This is a genomic window from Nocardia sp. NPDC058176 (genome assembly GCF_042883805.1).
In the GTDB taxonomy this organism is placed as follows: domain Bacteria; phylum Actinomycetota; class Actinomycetes; order Mycobacteriales; family Mycobacteriaceae; genus Nocardia.
The window spans coordinates 870,108-885,111 of record NZ_JBHVVA010000001.1; the positions used below are offsets into that span (position 1 = coordinate 870,108).

General features: G+C 68.1%; 15 protein-coding genes. 2 read left to right on the forward strand and 13 right to left on the reverse strand.

What is annotated here, in order from left to right:
• Nucleotides 1-46: 46 nt before the first annotated feature.
• The 13 genes from ACFVVM_RS04135 to ACFVVM_RS04195 all read right to left on the reverse strand — a co-directional run bounded on the left by ACFVVM_RS04135 (nt 47) and on the right by ACFVVM_RS04195 (nt 12,286).
• The gene (locus tag ACFVVM_RS04135) at nt 47-1,207 is read right to left on the reverse strand and encodes a TetR/AcrR family transcriptional regulator (protein ID WP_387616744.1); all 1,161 of its coding nucleotides are present in this window, start codon (nt 1,205-1,207) and stop codon (nt 47-49) included.
• A gap of 237 nt (nt 1,208-1,444) precedes the next feature.
• The gene (locus tag ACFVVM_RS04140; RefSeq protein ID WP_387612769.1) at nt 1,445-2,665 is read right to left on the reverse strand and encodes a TetR/AcrR family transcriptional regulator; all 1,221 of its coding nucleotides are present in this window, start codon (nt 2,663-2,665) and stop codon (nt 1,445-1,447) included.
• On the reverse strand, nt 2,662-3,246 hold the full coding sequence (locus ACFVVM_RS04145; RefSeq protein ID WP_387612770.1) for a hypothetical protein: 585 nt from the start codon (nt 3,244-3,246) through the stop codon (nt 2,662-2,664). The genes ACFVVM_RS04140 and ACFVVM_RS04145 overlap by 4 nt, the downstream gene beginning before the upstream one ends.
• Before the next feature lie 15 nt (nt 3,247-3,261).
• Nucleotides 3,262-4,446: an MCE family protein gene (locus tag ACFVVM_RS04150; RefSeq protein ID WP_387612772.1), complete on the reverse strand. Its 1,185-nt coding sequence runs from the start codon at nt 4,444-4,446 to the stop codon at nt 3,262-3,264.
• Entirely contained in the window at nt 4,443-5,555 is a 1,113-nt protein-coding gene (locus ACFVVM_RS04155) for an MCE family protein (RefSeq protein ID WP_387612774.1), read from the reverse strand. Before ACFVVM_RS04155 ends, ACFVVM_RS04150 begins: the two co-directional genes overlap by 4 nt.
• Nucleotides 5,552-6,652 (reverse strand): MCE family protein, encoded by a 1,101-nt coding sequence (locus tag ACFVVM_RS04160; RefSeq protein ID WP_387612775.1) that lies wholly within the window; start codon nt 6,650-6,652, stop codon nt 5,552-5,554. Before ACFVVM_RS04160 ends, ACFVVM_RS04155 begins: the two co-directional genes overlap by 4 nt.
• Complete coding sequence (locus ACFVVM_RS04165; RefSeq protein ID WP_387612776.1) at nt 6,652-7,665, reverse strand: MCE family protein; 1,014 nt, start codon at nt 7,663-7,665, stop codon at nt 6,652-6,654. Before ACFVVM_RS04165 ends, ACFVVM_RS04160 begins: the two co-directional genes overlap by 1 nt.
• Nucleotides 7,662-8,684, reverse strand: coding sequence for an MCE family protein (locus ACFVVM_RS04170; RefSeq protein WP_387612778.1), 1,023 nt, complete (start codon nt 8,682-8,684; stop codon nt 7,662-7,664). Before ACFVVM_RS04170 ends, ACFVVM_RS04165 begins: the two co-directional genes overlap by 4 nt.
• Nucleotides 8,681-10,108, reverse strand: coding sequence for an MlaD family protein (locus ACFVVM_RS04175; RefSeq protein WP_387612780.1), 1,428 nt, complete (start codon nt 10,106-10,108; stop codon nt 8,681-8,683). The genes ACFVVM_RS04170 and ACFVVM_RS04175 overlap by 4 nt, the downstream gene beginning before the upstream one ends.
• A 9-nt stretch (nt 10,109-10,117) precedes the next feature.
• Nucleotides 10,118-10,981 carry an ABC transporter permease gene (locus ACFVVM_RS04180; RefSeq protein WP_387612781.1) on the reverse strand — a complete coding sequence of 288 codons (864 nt, stop codon included), beginning with the start codon at nt 10,979-10,981 and terminating at the stop codon, nt 10,118-10,120.
• 1 nt (nt 10,982) lies between these two features.
• Complete coding sequence (locus tag ACFVVM_RS04185; RefSeq protein ID WP_387612782.1) at nt 10,983-11,834, reverse strand: MlaE family ABC transporter permease; 852 nt, start codon at nt 11,832-11,834, stop codon at nt 10,983-10,985.
• Between the two features lie 42 nt (nt 11,835-11,876).
• A complete protein-coding gene (locus tag ACFVVM_RS04190; protein WP_387612783.1) occupies nt 11,877-12,062 on the reverse strand; it encodes a hypothetical protein in 186 nt (61 codons plus the stop codon).
• Nucleotides 12,062-12,286, reverse strand: coding sequence for a hypothetical protein (locus tag ACFVVM_RS04195; RefSeq protein WP_387612784.1), 225 nt, complete (start codon nt 12,284-12,286; stop codon nt 12,062-12,064). The genes ACFVVM_RS04190 and ACFVVM_RS04195 overlap by 1 nt, the downstream gene beginning before the upstream one ends.
• Nucleotides 12,287-12,644: 358 nt before the next feature.
• Between ACFVVM_RS04195 and ACFVVM_RS04200 the strand changes: the two genes are divergently transcribed.
• Both ACFVVM_RS04200 and ACFVVM_RS04205 read left to right on the forward strand, forming a co-directional pair.
• The gene (locus tag ACFVVM_RS04200; protein WP_387612786.1) at nt 12,645-13,808 is read left to right on the forward strand and encodes a thiolase family protein; all 1,164 of its coding nucleotides are present in this window, start codon (nt 12,645-12,647) and stop codon (nt 13,806-13,808) included.
• A 70-nt stretch (nt 13,809-13,878) separates the two neighbouring features.
• Entirely contained in the window at nt 13,879-14,871 is a 993-nt protein-coding gene (locus tag ACFVVM_RS04205) for an oxygenase MpaB family protein (RefSeq protein ID WP_387612787.1), read from the forward strand.
• Nucleotides 14,872-15,004 lie beyond the last annotated feature (133 nt).

The following is a 15,004-nucleotide window of genomic DNA, read 5'->3' on the forward strand; positions in this document are numbered from 1 at the left end:
GGAGGGGAGCGGGCGCCCGGCCGGACTGTCCGGCGGGGCGCCCGGGTCAGTGCGCCGGACGGGGCAGCGGCCGGCCGAGCAGAATGGTCTCCAGCAGCTGGACCACTGTGTCCTGCGGGCAGATCCGCTCGTCGTCGAAGGCGCGGCCGAGGTCGACCACCAGGCTGAACGCGGCGTGCACCAGGATGCGGGCCTCGCCCAGCGACAGTTCCGGCCGGGCCGCGACGACGAGCTTGGCCCACTCGGTGATGACGAGCTGCTGGAGATGACGCAGGGTGACCTGGTCGGCGTGGTCGACGTGGCCGAACTCGGCGTAGTAGACGAAGGTCAGTGCCCGTTCGTCGAACGAACCGGCGACGTAGAGGTCGATCAGGGTGCCCAGCGCCTCGTCCGCGGTGTCCGCGTCGGCGACCGCGCGGGGGATCGCCGCCGCCACCCGGTCGCCCGCGCGCCGGAAGGCCGCCACCAGCAGATCGCTCTTGCTGCGGTAGTAGCGGTACACCGCCGAGGCGGCGGAGAGATCGGCGGCGACGGCGATGTCTTCCACGCTGACGTTGGGGTAGCCGCGCTCGTGGAACAGTTCGACCGCCTTGCGCAGCAGCAGGTCGTGCTTGAACGGCTGGTAGCGCTCCTCGACCGAGCTCGCGCGTGCCGCGGTGCCGGGGCTGGTCAGGTCCGCGTCGATGAGCGCCCAGCTCGTCGCTTTCAGCAGCGGGGCAAGGGCTTTCGCGGGCACGGTGGCGTGGTGATCGCCGATGCTGCTGACCACGGCGAAGATCGACACCGCGCGGATCGCGCTGTCGCGTCGGCCCAGCTCGGGGCGGACCTCGCCGATGAGGCCGCGCAGCGCGGCGATGGCCGCGGTGAACTGGTTGTTGAGCTCGTCGAAATCGGCGGGCTCGAGATACCGGCGTTCCCAGCGCACCAGTGCCGCCGTCGGCCGATTCGCGATGGTCAGGCCGATGATCGCGTCGAGGACGTGGTCCACGCGATCCCGCGGCGCCCAGTCGGCGGCTGCGTCAGGCAGTTCGGTGGCGCTCAGCGCCAGCCCGGACAGGCGGAGCAGTTCCTCGCGGAAGAGGGCGTATTTGCTGGGGAAGTGCCGGTAGAGGGCGGTGGAGCTGATGTCGAGTCGGCGGGCGATGTCGTCCATGCTGACGCCGTGGTAGCCGTGCGCGCCGAAGGCGGCCGCCGATTCCGCGGCGATCTGGGCGCGCCGGTTCTTCGGCCTGCGCCGGACCTGGCGGGTCGGCGTGTCCGAGGATGCTTCGTCTGCCTGCTTGCTCGTCGTCTTGCCCTTTGTTCCTCGCGGGACCGCGCGTTCCCGATGATCTTGCCCGTCATGCTATCGCCTGGCGGTGCGGGCACATCGCACCGGATTCGGGTCGTCGCGCCGATCCCATCGGCGGTGAGCGGCCCGCCGCGAGTGTGTCGTTCGCGGGCGTCAGCGCGGGGAAGGCCGACCGAGGGCGACCGCGTGGAGCAGCCCGATCACCAGGTCGGGCGGGCAGATTCCGTCGTCGCCGAAGGTGCGGCCGAGGTCGACCACCAGGCTGAACGAGGCGTGGACGAGGATTCTGGCCTCGGCGAGCGACAGCTCCGGTCGGGCTTCGGTCACGAGGGTGGCCCATTCGGTGACGATCACCTGCTGCAGGTGGCGCAGCGTCACCTGGTCGGCCCGGTCCACGTGGGTGAACTCGGCGTAGTAGACGAAGGTCAGGGCGCGCTCGTCGAAGGACCCGGTGACGTAGAGGTCGATCAGCGTCCCCAGCGCCTCGGCGGGGGTGGTCGCCGCACGCACCGCGGGCGCGATCGCCGCGGACACCCGGTCGGCCGCGCGCCGGAAAGCCGCCGCGAGCAGGTCGCTCTTGCCGCGGTAGTAGCGGTACACCGCCGAGGCGGCCGACAGGTCCGCGGCGACGGCGATGTCCTCGACACTGACATTCGGGTAGCCGTGCTCGTGGAACAGTTCCACCGCCTTGCGCAGCAGCAGCTCGTGCTTGAACGGCGGTGGTCGCTCGCCGGCCCGCCGGATCGGCGTCGCGGCGCGCTCGCCCGGCAGATCCGCGTCGATCATCGTCCAGACGGTCGCTTTGAGCAGCGGGGCAAGCGCTTTCACCGACAGTGCGACGTGGTGGTCGCCGATGCTGCTGATCACCGCGAACAGCGACACCGCGCGGACCACGCGGTCGTGGCCGTCGAGTTCGGGGTGCACGTCCCGGATCAGCGCCCGCACGGCGGCGATCGCGGTCGTGAACTGGCCGGTGAACTCCGCGAAGTCGGCGGGCTCGAGATACCGGCGTTCCCAGCGGGCCAGTGCGACCGTGGGGCGGTTGGTGATGGTCGCGACGACGATCGCGTCGAGGACGTGGTCAAGGCGCCGACGCGGTGACCAGTCCGCGGCCTCCTCGGGCAGCGCGACCGCGCGCAGCGCCAGCCCGGACAGCCGCAGCAGTTCCTCGCGAAACAGTGCGTATTTGCTCGGGAAGTGCCGGTAGAGCGCTGTCGAGCTGATGTCGAGTCGGCGGGCGATGTCGTCCATACTGACGCCGTGATAGCCGTGCGCGCCGAAGGCGGCCGCCGATTCCGCCGCGATCTGGGCGCGCCGATTCTTCGGCCTGCGCCGCACCTGGCGTGGCGGCGCGTCGGGGGAGGTGTCGGTCACTGGGCGGGCACCGCGGGTAGTGGCGAGTTCACCTTCTCGACCAGCCAGCGGCCGTCGTCGTTGCGCAGGCCGAGCACCATCGACAGCTGGCCGGGCTTGGCCTTGTGCTCGGTGCCGAGGCTGGAGATGGTCGTCCCGATTACCACGATCGCCTCGGCCGAGGACTCGTCGCCGCTGCGCAGCGCGCACTGGGTGTCGGTGGACTTCGAGACGACCTCGCCCTGGGTGAGGGCGTCGCGCAATTCGGTGCTGGTGGCTTCGAACTGCTTCTTCCAGTCACCGGTCGCACCGTCGAGCACGGCGGTGAAGTAGGTGTCGAGGTTCTTGCTGTCGTAATCGGCCAGCACGGGAGCGTAGTGGCAGGCGGCCTCGCGCGCGCCCTGCTGGGCGGCCAGGAGATCCTTGGTGTCCTTGTTCTCGACGAAGAAGTAGACCGAGGTGGCCACCGAGGCGCCGAGCACAATCGCCGCGGCGCCGCGCAGACCGAGGGTCTTGCGATCCATCGCCCACCACTTCACTTTCGGGGTGGCTTCGGTTGTCTCGGAAGGTGTTGTGCTGGTAGTTGTTTCGTCGCTGCTCATGATTTGTCGGACTCCTTATCGGGGTGCGGGGACCGCGGGCTGGGACAGTTCGTCGCCGGTCACCCCGGGCGGCGGTCCCGCACCGTTGTCGGGGCCCGCGGGTCGTGGCGCGTTGGCCGAACCGCGGACCTGCAGCGCGGGATTGTCGGTGACGCAGTAGTTGTAGAGCCGCACCCTGGTGTCGGTGGTGGGGGTGGTCGGCACGATCGGGACCGTGTCGTAGTCGCAGGTCGGGCGCGGCCACGGGTCGACGAGGGTGTAGAAGGCGTTGTCGTGCGCGGGAACGCCGACGGCCTCGGCGAAGCGGCTCAGGCTGGGGAACAGCAGCTCGATGGCGGGCTGGCGCAGTTTGGCCGCGCGGGTGATCGCGACGAAGTTCGTCACCAGGTCGGTGATCGGATCATGGGTGCGCGAGACGAACCCACCGAGGGTGGCCAGCTGGCCCGGCCCCTGCTCGAGCAGATGCCGCAGTTCCGCGTCGGCGGCCGTGAACTGCTGGAACAGGGCGCTGCCCGCGTTCGTGATGGTGCCGAGGTCCGGCTGGGCGTGCGAGGTCGTCTCCGCGATCACCTGGAGATTGCGCAGCAGGTGCTCGGTCTGCGGGAGCAGATCGGTGAGCCCGGCCATCGCGCGGCTGAGCCCGGAGATCATGTTGCGCAAGCCGTCCGGCCCACCGGCCAGTGCCTTGTCCAGCTCGTCGACGATCACGGTGAGCCGCTCCGGGTTCATGCCGCCGACCAGCCCCGCCATATTGCCCAGCACCGACTGCACCTGCACGGGCACCGCGGTGTCGGCCCGGGCGATGACGGCACCGTGACCCAGATACGGCCCGGAGTCGGTCTCGGGCCGGAAGTCCAGATACTGCTCACCGGCCGCCGACAGACGGGCGACGGTGACCGTGCCGCCGACCGGAATCCGTGTGCCCTCGTCGATCTCGGCCACGGCGGCGATGCCGTCGCCCGCCACGCGCACATCGCCGACCCGGCCGACCCTGACCCCACGGAACGTCACATCACTGCCCGCGGTGAGTCCGCCCGAGGTCGCCAGCTCGACGGTGACGGCGAACGGCGTTCTGGTCGGGTCGATCCGCAGGACCGCGCCGCCCAGGTACAAACTGCCCAGCACCATGACGACGATGAGACCGACATTGGCCACCGCGACGCGGCGCCGAACCAGCCACTGCCACAACGGAGAATTCATCGGGGTCCCTCCTGCGGTGGCTGCTGCGGTGTGCTGTTGAGGCGGCCGGTCACCTTGGCGATCACGTCGGCGAGACTGCCGACGAAGGCGGGCACATCGGTGCCGTCGGGCCAGCGGCTGCCCGCCGGATCGGAGAGCGCGCCGACATCGAGGTAGGACAGGACCGCCCCGACCGAGAGGTTCGGTCCGCGCATGCTGTCCATCACCGAGGGATAGATCTGATGGAAGCCGTCGAGGGTGCCGGTGAGGTCGTCGCCCATCTGCACGAACCCCGACATCAGATTCTGGATGCTCTGGAACAGGCTGACGAACTGCGGACCGTTCGTCGCGCTGAAGTCGCCGAGCGCGTCCATGGTCACCGCGACCTTGTTGATCAGGTCGACCATGGCCTGGTTGTTCTCGGCGAACAGCCCGATCAGCTGCGGGAAACTGTCCGCCGCGGCACCGAGTTCGGTCTTGCGCCGTGCCAGTTCGCCGGTGAGCACCGACAGGCCGGACAGGGTCGCGTCGAGGTCGCCGGTGCGTGCGTTGAGCGCGGTGATGACCGAGGTCATCTCGCCGATCAGGTGCTGGAGCTCGGGTGCCTTGCCCGCGAAGATCGAGTCGAGCTCGGCGGTGACCCTGGCCGCCTGGTTCAGGCCGCCGCCGTTGATCAGCATCGAGACCGACATCATCAGCTGCTCGACCGAGGCCGCCGAGGCGGTGCGTTCGGTGCCGATGGTCGCGCCCGCCCGCAGTGGCGGCCCGGCCTCCTCGGCACTGGGCAGGGTCATCGCCACGAAGATGTCGCCGAGCGGGGTCGCCTGGCGCAGTTCGACGGTGGTGCCCTCGGGCAGCTGGATGTCGGTGCGGATCAGCATCTCGACATCGGCCAGGAACGAGGTGGTCGAAATGCCGGTGACCACACCGATATCGGTGCCGCCGATCTTGACGTGCGCGCGATCGGGCAGGTTGAGCGCGTCCCGGAAGGTGGCGTGCAGGGTGTAGCCGGGTCCGCCGATGCCGGGTTCGGGCATCGGCAGCTGGGCCACGGTCATCGAGCAGCCGCTGGCGGAGGCGGCCACCGCGGCGGCGCAGCAGGCCGCGGCCAGCGTGGTGCGCAGGGTCATCGCGTCAGTCCCAACAGCGCGGCGGTGAGCCCGAAATCCGGGCCCATGTCGGAGATCTTGCCGGTGCGGCACCCGTCGAGGCGCATCTGCACGCGTTCGCAGAACGTCGCGATCACCTCGCTGTCGAGGACGATCTTGTCGAGCAGGCCGTGCAGGCGCAGGGCCTGGTGTTCGCGGCTGATCGCGTTGTCGAAGTTCTGGAACATCAGCGGCCCGACATCGATGATCTCGGTGAGATTGCGGGCATTGGCCCGCATCTGGGCGGCGATCGCGACGAACTTGGTGAGCGCGCCCGCGAGCTGATCCTGATTCTCGCCGACCACCGAGGAGGTGTTGGTGATGAAGTCGTCGAGCTGGGTCAGCACCGCCTGCAGGCCGGGGGACTGCTGGCCGAACAGGGCAACCAGTTCGGTGATGCGGCCGCTGAAATCCCGGACGGTCTGGTCGTTCTCGGCGATGATCTGGGTGATCTCGCCGAGTTTCACGATGGTGTTGGCGATCTGGTCCTTGTTGGCGAAGGTGACCTCGAAGGCCGCCGACAGCTCGTCGAGCGTTTCGCGCAGCCGGTCGCCGTTGCCGTCGAGCAGGGGGAACAGCACCCGGCTCGCCATCGGACCGTCCTCGCTGTCGCCCTTCAGCGCCTCGCCGAGCTGATCGAAATTGGCCAGGATCCGGTCCAGTTCGACCGGTGTCCTGGTCCGGGCCAGCGGAAGGTGCGCGCCGTCGGCCAGTTCGGGCCCCGAGCCGGTGTAGGCCGGCGCGAGTTCGACGTGGCGGTTGGTGATCAGCTGCGGGGAGATCAGCGCCGCCATGGCGTCGGCGGGAACGCGCACCTCGCGATCGACCGACATCACCACCTCGACGTAGCTGCCGCGCGGTGTCACCGAGTCGACGACACCGACCGGGACGCCGAGGATCGCGACCTCGTTGCCCGGATACAGGCCCGCGACGTTCTCGAAGTCGGCGCTGATGCGTTTGCGCTCGCTCAGCATCCGGTCACCGAGGCCGGTCACGCTGTCGGGCAGCAGCGCGCAGCCCGACGCGAGCAGTGCGGCCAGGCAGACCGCCGCCAATTTTCCCGTGCGCGTAGTTCTCATCAGTTGCACCCCTGTACGGCCTGCGCGAAGCACAGCCAGTTGTCCGGCAGGATCCACGGCGCCCAGATCTCGCCGTAGGGCCCGTTGCCCAGCAGATTGTTGAACTGGCGCAAGGTGACCGGCGCGATCTCGTAGAGCCGGTCCAGGTTCTCCTTGTTCTTGGTCAACCCGTCGGACATGGTGTTCAGGTTCGCGATCAGCGGTCCGAGCTCACCGTTGTTCTCGATCCCCATGTCCTGCAACAGCTTCGACATCTCGGCGACATTGTCGAGCAGCTGGGTGAGCAGGGCCTGGCGCTGCTGGACCGCGGCACCGATGGCCTCACCCCTGGTGAGCAGCACCAGCACGCTGTTGCGATTGTCCGAGACCAGCTGGGAGACCTGATTCATGCTCTTCAACAGGATGTCGACCTCGTCGCGCCTGCTGTTGATCACCTGGGCCAGTGCGCCGATGCTGTCGAGGGCCTGCACCGCCATGGCCGGCGAGTCACCCAGTTGCTCGCTGAACACGTCGAGCGCGGTGCGCAGCTTGGCCGGGTCGATGCGTTCGATCCGTTCGAACGAGGAGGTGTAGGTCGGGTCCTGGATGACCTTGCTCAGGTTGTACGGCACCGAGGTGTTGTCGAGCCCGATCCGGTTGCCGGGCAGTCCTTTTCCGTCTCCGGGGATCAGATCGATGTGCAGGCGGCCGAGGATGGTCGACATCTTGATCGCCGCGCGCACGTCGGCGCCGAGCCGGATGTCGTGGCGGATGCGCAGTGCCACCTCGACCCGGTCGTCGACCAGGTTCACCGACTGCACCGCGCCGACCTCGATCCCGGAGATGTCGACGGTCGCGCCCGGTCGCAGGCCGGCGGCCTGGGCGAACTCGGCGTGAATGGTGATGTCGCCCAGCCGGACCTGCGACAGCACGCTCGACGCGCCGAGCAGCACCAGCACCGAGGCGGCGGCGATCAGTCCGAGCCGCAGATGCCGGTTGTGGCGCAGGAATTCTGGAACGCGAGGCCGGATCATCGGCACACCCCCGACTGTGCGTCGCCGCCGACCTGCGAGAACAGGCCCTCGGGCAGGAGAACTCCCCACAGCGACACGTCCAGGCGACAGATGTAGGCGTTGCCGTAGGTGCCGTACTGGGTGAACCGGGCGACACCGTTGAGGAAGTCGGGGAACTCGACGGCCATGCGATCGAGGGCCGCGCCGTTGTAGAGCAGCATCATCACGGCGGTGGTCGCGTTGCTCTGCGCCTGCGCCATACCGGGCTTGACCGCGCCGATGAGCGAGACCAGCGAGTCCGTCGCCCCCGCCACGCGTTCGACCGAACTCTTCAACGATTCTCCTTCGGCGTAGAGCCCGTCCATCAGGCTGCGGGTCTGGGTGATCAGGGTCTCCAGCTCGCCGCTGCGATTGGCCAGACCGGCCAGCACCGAGCTCAGGTTGCTCAGCACGTCGCCGAGGATCTGATCGCGCTCCCCGAACGTGCTCGCCAGCTGCGCGGCCTGGGTGATCAGCGCCGACAGCGACACCTCGTTGCCCTGCAACGCCTGGATGAGCGTCTCCGACAGCGAGTTGATCTGATCGGGCTGCAGCACGCTGAACAGCGGCTCGAACCCCGACAGCAGCGAGGAGACGTCGAAGGACGGCTCGGTTCGGTCGAGCGGAATCCGCGAACCGGGCGGAATCACCGCGCCCTCGCCCGTGCCCGGCGCGAGCGCGAGATAGCGCTGGCCGATCAGATTCTGGTAGCGCACCAGGGCCTTGGTGGAATCGGTCAGCTGCTGGCGCGCCTCGATCTGGAAATCGACCTGCGCGGCGTAGTTCTCGGTGAAATCGATCTTGTCGATCCGGCCGACCCGCACCCCCGCCATCCGGACGTCGTCACCGACGCGCAGGCCGAGGACATCGGTGAACACCGCCGAATAGCTCGTGGTCTCGCCGGGGACACTGCGCTGCAGGGTCGACCAGATCGTGTAGGTGAGCACCGTCGCCAGCACGACGAAGAAGCTGAATCCGATGAGTGCTTTGCCGGATTTCACTGCTGGACACCACCTTCTGTGTCGAGGACGAGGGGAACGTTGCCCAGAATCGCGCCGAGCAGCAGCAGCTGACTGACCGTCGGCGTACCGCCGACCAGGGCCGACACCGCGGCGATCCCGGTGAGCTGGGGCTGTGCCGCCGGGGAGGGCGCGGGATCGAGGGCCGCGGCCGGTGCGGTGATGCCCGGAATGGCGGGCAGTCCCGGGATCGGCGGCAGGCCGGGAATCGTCGGCAAAGTGATGTTGGGCAGCGGGGGCAGTTCGGGCAGGGTCACCGTCGGCGCCACCGGTGCGGGACCGGCGGAGGCGAGCCACTGCGGCAGCATCGACGCCGGATACTCCTGGGGCGGTGCGACATCGGGCACGGTCGGGCCGCCACAGCGGGGACCGGCCATCTCGCCGTAGCGCGGGCAGTCCTGGGCGGTGTACTGCTGGAACGGCGTGAAGGTCACATTCATCCGCCAGGTCATCTGCTTGCGCGGGCCGAAGTTGAAGGTCTGCTGCAGTTTCCGGAGCGATTCGTTGAGATTGGCCGCCGTCGACTGCAGTGCGCCGGGATCCTTGGCGATGCCGCCGATCAGCCCGTCCAGCCCGGCGACGAGCTCCTTGCCCGAATCCGGGTTCGCGGCGAAGAGCACGTTCACCGTGTCCACGGTCGCGCCGCCCTGGACGAGCAGGTCGACGAGCTGGGCGCGATGCTCGTTGAGCGTGCGGGCCGAGGTGACCGAATCGGCGAGCACACCGACCAGCTCCGGCGCCGACTGACTCAGTGCGGTCGCCGCGCGGCCGAGATCGCCGAGCAGATCGCCGATCTCGGGAATCCGGTGCACGGTGGTGAGCCACTGGTCGAGCCGTTCGACGGTCGACCCCGGGACCCGGGCACTGGGCTCTAGCGCGGCCGACAGGGTGGCCAGCACCCGGCCGAGCTTCTCCGGCTGGATGTTGGCCAGCACGTCACGCAGGGTGTTGAGGGTGGACTGCAACTGGACGGTCGCCTCGCTGGTGTCCTCGGCGATGACAGCACCCGCGCGCAGGGTCGAGGCGGCGGCGCCGTTGTCGACCAGCTGGATGGAGGAGACGCCGAAGATATTGTCGGGAACGACACGAGCGGTCACCGTGTCCGGGATCGTCGCGGCCAGACCGGGTTTCAGTTCGAAGGTGGCGTACTGGCGTTCACCCTTGGCCACCATCTCCACCGAACCGACCGCGCCCACGACCATGCCGCGGTACTTCACGTCGGCGCGCTGGGGTAGCCCGTCGCCGGTGCTGGTCAGGTCCGCGCCGACCACCACGGTGTCCTCGAACGCGCCGTTGTAGCGCAGGGCGAGCAGATACAGCGCGACCGCGAACGCGGTGATCACCGCCAGCCCCGCGAGCGTGAGCTGCAGGGGTTTGGGGCCGCGGCCGCTGAGATCGAGAATCATTCGATCGACCTATCCCGAGATCCGGAATCCGGGGTCGATGCCCCAGATAGCAAGGGTGAGAAAGAGATTGGTGAAGACCATGACGACGATGACCATCTTGATCGCCCGCCCGGCCGCCACCCCGACGCCTTCGGGTCCACCGGTGGCCACGAAGCCGTAGTAGCACTGGATGAACGCGGCGATCAGCACGAACACCACCACTTTGAACAGCGAGAAGAACACGTCACCGCCCACCAGGAACTGGAAGAAGTAGTGGTCGTAGGTGCCCGCGGTGGTTCCGCCGAGGAACAGCACCGACAGCTTGGTCGCCACATAGGCCACCGCCAGCCCCAGGGTGTAGAGCGGGATGATGGTGATGGTGGCGGCGATCATCCGGGTGGTGACCAGGTAGGGCAGCGGCCGGATGGCGATGGATTCCAGCGCGTCGATCTCCTCGGAGATCCGCATCGAGCCGAGCTGGGCGGTGAAGCGGCAGCCGGACTGGATGGCGAAGGCGAGCGTGCCGAGGATCGGCGCGATCTCGCGGGTGGTGGCGAAGCCGGAGATGGCACCGGTCAGCGGACCCATGGTCAGCAGATTCAGCGCCGTATAGGACTCGACGCCCACGGTGATGCCGCCGAAGGCGCACAGCACGATCACCACGCCCACCGTGCCGCCGCCGACGATCAGTGAGCCGTTGCCCCAGCCGACATCGGCGACCAGCCGGGCGACCTCCTTGCGGTAGTGGCGCAGGGTGAACGGAATGGCGATGAGCGCCTGGAAGAACACGATGGCCTGGTGGCCGAGGCGCTGATTGGCGTGGACGGGAACCTTGGCCGCGGTGGTGATCGCGCGGACCGGGCGCAAGGTGGGCGGGATGTATTCGGCCGCCATCTCAGACCACCTTCGAGGGGAAGAAGCTGTTGTAGAGCTGGGTGACGATGATGTTGGTGGCGAACAGCATCAGCGCCGAGGTGACCACCGCCGAGTTGACCGAGTTGGCCACCCCGCCCGGGCCGCCCTTGGTGTGCAGGCCGATGTCACAGGCGATGATCGCGGTGAGCGCACCGAAGATCGCCGCCTTGAACAGCGCCACCAGCAGATCGTTGGCGACGGCGAACGAGGCGAACGAGCTGATGAACGAACCCGGCGTGCCGCTCTGGGCGTAGACGTTGAACAGGTACGCGGTGGCGAAGCCGACGAACACGATGAACCCGCACAGCAACATGCTGACCAGGACCGCCGCGGCCAGGCGCGGGGCGACCAGCCGCCGCACCGGATCGACGCCCATCACCTTCATCGCGTCGATCTCCTCACGGATCGTGCGGGAGCCGAGGTCGGCGCAGATGGCCGAGCCGACCGCGCCCGCGATCATCAGCGAGGTGACCAGCGGCGCGCCCTGGCGGATGATGCCGAGTCCGGCCACCGCGCCGATGAAGGTGGTGGCGCCGACCTGGTTGACCAGCGCCCCGACCTGGATCGAGACCACCACCGCGACCGGGATGGCCACGAACACGGTCGGCAGGGCCGAGACATTGGCCATGAACGCGCACTGCTTGACGAACTCCTGGAAGGGGAATCGCCGTCGCACCAGCGACAGGAACAGCGCCGCGATCGCGGCCCTGCCGAGCAGGACCTGCCTGCCCAGGGTCTCGATCGACTGCTGGGGATGTCGTCGCCAGAGCCCGGTGGCGCTGTCGATGATCCGTCCGACCTCGGACGGTTCGGTGGCCGGTTGCGGCGTCACGCTGCACCGATCCTTTCTTGCTGCGGGGTGGGTGCTCGGTGGCTAGAGCGTGCTCAGCCAGTGGTGGAGCAGGGCGACGAGGCCGGCGACGGCCGCGAGGCCGAGTGCGAGCACGCAGAGAAAGGCGAGCCACATGCCGAATCGGAGCACCGGATTGACCTGTGTGCGCCCGCCGAGGATCTTGACGATGATCACCACGAGATCGATGACCCAGACCAGTGCCATCATCAGGTCATCGTCACGTTCGCGAAGATGAGCACGGGCCAGCACACGATCGATCCCAGGAACGAGACGACCAGGTCGACACCGTGCAGATCGCCGAGATGGCTCGTGTGGGTGAGTGTCCAGACGACCCCGACGAGGCCGTAGGGGATGCCGAGGATGACGAGCGTGCCGAGAAACTCGGACACCTTCATCTCGTAGCTGAGAAACCTGTCCAGCCGTCGCAGCATGGCGGTACCGGCGTTCCTTCCTGCGGGGACCGTCCAGGGCGAAGCGGCTGAGTGGCCGGCGTCGTCGACGGTCGCATGATGTTGCTGATCATTCTTGGGGAAGGGTTCTTGACATCCAGCGATCTTCCCCGTGATCTCCGGACGGCTCTGGCATGCTTGCGGTGATCCGCAGCTGACACCTCGGCTAAGTTACTCGTAATTCTCTCCGTTGTGACGAGAATTACCGGTAACATATCGCATACATCGGCGATTGCCTACAGATTCGGCGGGAAAACGCGCGCTGCTTGTCGATGGCGAGAATCATTAGTAACTTATTGCTGAAGTCGCCGAGGGTCGGCGATGGTGCAGGAGGAACACGATGTCCGCAGTCATCGTCGATGTGGTTCGCACGCCCTCGGGCCGGGGCAAGGCTGGTGGTGGACTGTCGTCCGTGCATCCGGCCACCCTGCTGGCCGGGGTGCTGGCGGAACTGGTCGTGCGCACCGGGATCGATCCGGCCCTGGTCGACGACGTGATCGGCGGCTGCGTCACCCAGAGCGGCGAGCAGGCCAACAACATCTCCCGCACCGCGGTGCTCGCCGCGGGGTTCCCCGAGTCGGTGCCGGCGACCACGGTCGACCGGCAGTGCGGATCCAGCCAGCAGGCCGTGCATTTCGCGGCCCAGGGCGTGCTCGCCGGTGCCTACGACATCGCCATCGCGTGTGGTGTCGAGTCGATGAGCCGCGCGCCGATGTTCTCCAACACCCAGGGCAAGGATTCCCTGCGCGCCCCGCTCGCCGCGCGCTACCCGGACGGCCTGATCGGCCAGGGCATCGCGGCGGAGATCCTGGCCGCCCGGTGGAAGCTCGACCGCGCGACCCTCGACGAGTTCGCCGCGCGCTCGCACCGCCTCGCCGCCGCCACCGCGGCCGCGGGTGGCTTCGACGCCGAACTCGTGGCCGCCGGTGAGCTCACCGCCGACGAGACGATCCGGACCGGCACCACCGTGGCGGGCCTGGCGGGACTGCGTCCGGCCTTCACCGATCCCGTGATGCGGGAACGCTTTTCGGAGATCGACTGGTCGGTGACCGCGGGCAACTCCTCGCCACTGACCGACGGTGCCTCGGCTGCGCTGATCATGAGCGAGGCGACGGCCGCGAAGCTGGGTCTCACCCCGCGCGCCCGCTTCCACTCCTTCGCCGTCGTCGGCGACGACCCGACGCTCATGCTGACCGCCGTGATCCCGGCGACCCGCAAGGCGCTCGAGCGCGTCTCGCTGACCGTCGACGACATCGACACCTTCGAGGTGAACGAGGCGTTCGCACCCGTTCCGCTGGTCTGGCAGCACGAACTGGGCGCCGATCCGGACCGGGTGAACCCGCGTGGAGGCGCGATCGCGCTCGGGCATCCGCTGGGCGCCTCGGGTACCCGCCTGCTCGCCACCATGGTCAACCACCTCGAACAGACCGGTGGCCGCTACGGGCTGCAGACCATGTGCGAGGCGGGCGGATTGGCCAACGCGACGATCATCGAACGGCTGTGAGCCGGTCCGCGACAATCAGAATTAGCAGTAACATAGCGGTGCGGTTCTGGCACCTCTGGGAAGGATGACCATGACCACGGCAACGAAGCCGGGCGACCCCGAGTACGGGAACCCGAACAGCGAGAACTACGTCGAGGAAGGTCCCGCGCCACAGTGGCGATCCGGGCGGGCCCCGGAACCGTCGCAAGCCTTCGAGGGACTCACTCTCGACCGGGTGCGCATCCACATTCCCGACACCTACCGCTCCCCGCGCAAGCGGCCCGCGCAACTGGCCGACTCGCTGGACTTCTGGATGTTCGCCGGCGCGGCGGCGAATGTGGCGATGCAGTTCGCGCACCAGGGCGTCGCGGCCGGGGTGATGGAGAGCAAGGTCGAATCCGGTGCGCTGATGGTGCATCCGTGGAAGCGGTTGCGCACCACCGCCGCCTACCTCGCGACCGCGGTGCTCGGTACCGAAGAGGACAAGAAGGCCATGCGCGAGGCGGTCGACGTCGCGCACCGCCAGGTCCGCTCGCGGCCGGGATCGAAGGTCAAATACAACGCCTTCGACCGCAATCTGCAGATGTATGTGGCCGCGGCCATCTACATCGGCTTCGAGGACACGCACCAGATGCTGCACGGCAAGATGACCGCCGCGGAGCTGGAAGCCTTCTACCAGGGCGCCGACACCTTCGGCACCACCCTGCAGGTGCATCCCGACATGTGGCCCAAGACCCGCGCCGACTTCGACGCGTACTGGCTCGAGGCGTGCAAGGGCGTGGTGTGCGACGACGAATTCCGTGCCTACATCGACGATCTGGTGCACCTGCGGATGATCCACTGGTCGCTGCGGATCCTCGCGGGCGGGCTCCTGCAGTTCCTGACCGCGGGTTTCCTGCCGCCGCACTTCCGCGAGCAGATGGCGATCGAATGGAGCGAGTCGGATCAGCGCCGGTTCGAGCACCTCTTCCTGTTCGTGGGTTTCGTCAACCGGTTCATCCCGAAGTTCATCCGGTTCGCCGGCACCCACTCGATGATGCGCGATGTGCGCCGCCGCATTCGCAAGCAGAAGGCGCTCATCTGAGCATGGTGATTGGTCGGCGCCTCGCGGGGTAGGCGCCGACCATGGAGATACTCGTGATCGCAGCTCTGATCGTCCTGGTCATCGGGGTCATCGCGTACCGGCGGTCGACGACTCGACCGCCGGATGAACCCGA

Coding starts and splice junctions, on each gene's coding strand:
- ACFVVM_RS04145 (WP_387612770.1), bottom strand. CDS start 3,246: ATGAGCAGCGACGAAACAACTACCAGCACAACACCTTCCGAGACAACC.
- ACFVVM_RS04150 (WP_387612772.1), bottom strand. CDS start 4,446: ATGAATTCTCCGTTGTGGCAGTGGCTGGTTCGGCGCCGCGTCGCGGTG.
- ACFVVM_RS04155 (WP_387612774.1), bottom strand. CDS start 5,555: ATGACCCTGCGCACCACGCTGGCCGCGGCCTGCTGCGCCGCCGCGGTG.
- ACFVVM_RS04160 (WP_387612775.1), bottom strand. CDS start 6,652: ATGAGAACTACGCGCACGGGAAAATTGGCGGCGGTCTGCCTGGCCGCA.
- ACFVVM_RS04165 (WP_387612776.1), bottom strand. CDS start 7,665: ATGATCCGGCCTCGCGTTCCAGAATTCCTGCGCCACAACCGGCATCTG.
- ACFVVM_RS04175 (WP_387612780.1), bottom strand. CDS start 10,108: ATGATTCTCGATCTCAGCGGCCGCGGCCCCAAACCCCTGCAGCTCACG.
- ACFVVM_RS04180 (WP_387612781.1), bottom strand. CDS start 10,981: ATGGCGGCCGAATACATCCCGCCCACCTTGCGCCCGGTCCGCGCGATC.
- ACFVVM_RS04190 (WP_387612783.1), bottom strand. CDS start 12,062: ATGATGGCACTGGTCTGGGTCATCGATCTCGTGGTGATCATCGTCAAG.
- ACFVVM_RS04195 (WP_387612784.1), bottom strand. CDS start 12,286: ATGCTGCGACGGCTGGACAGGTTTCTCAGCTACGAGATGAAGGTGTCC.
- ACFVVM_RS04200 (WP_387612786.1), top strand. CDS start 12,645: ATGTCCGCAGTCATCGTCGATGTGGTTCGCACGCCCTCGGGCCGGGGC.
- ACFVVM_RS04205 (WP_387612787.1), top strand. CDS start 13,879: ATGACCACGGCAACGAAGCCGGGCGACCCCGAGTACGGGAACCCGAAC.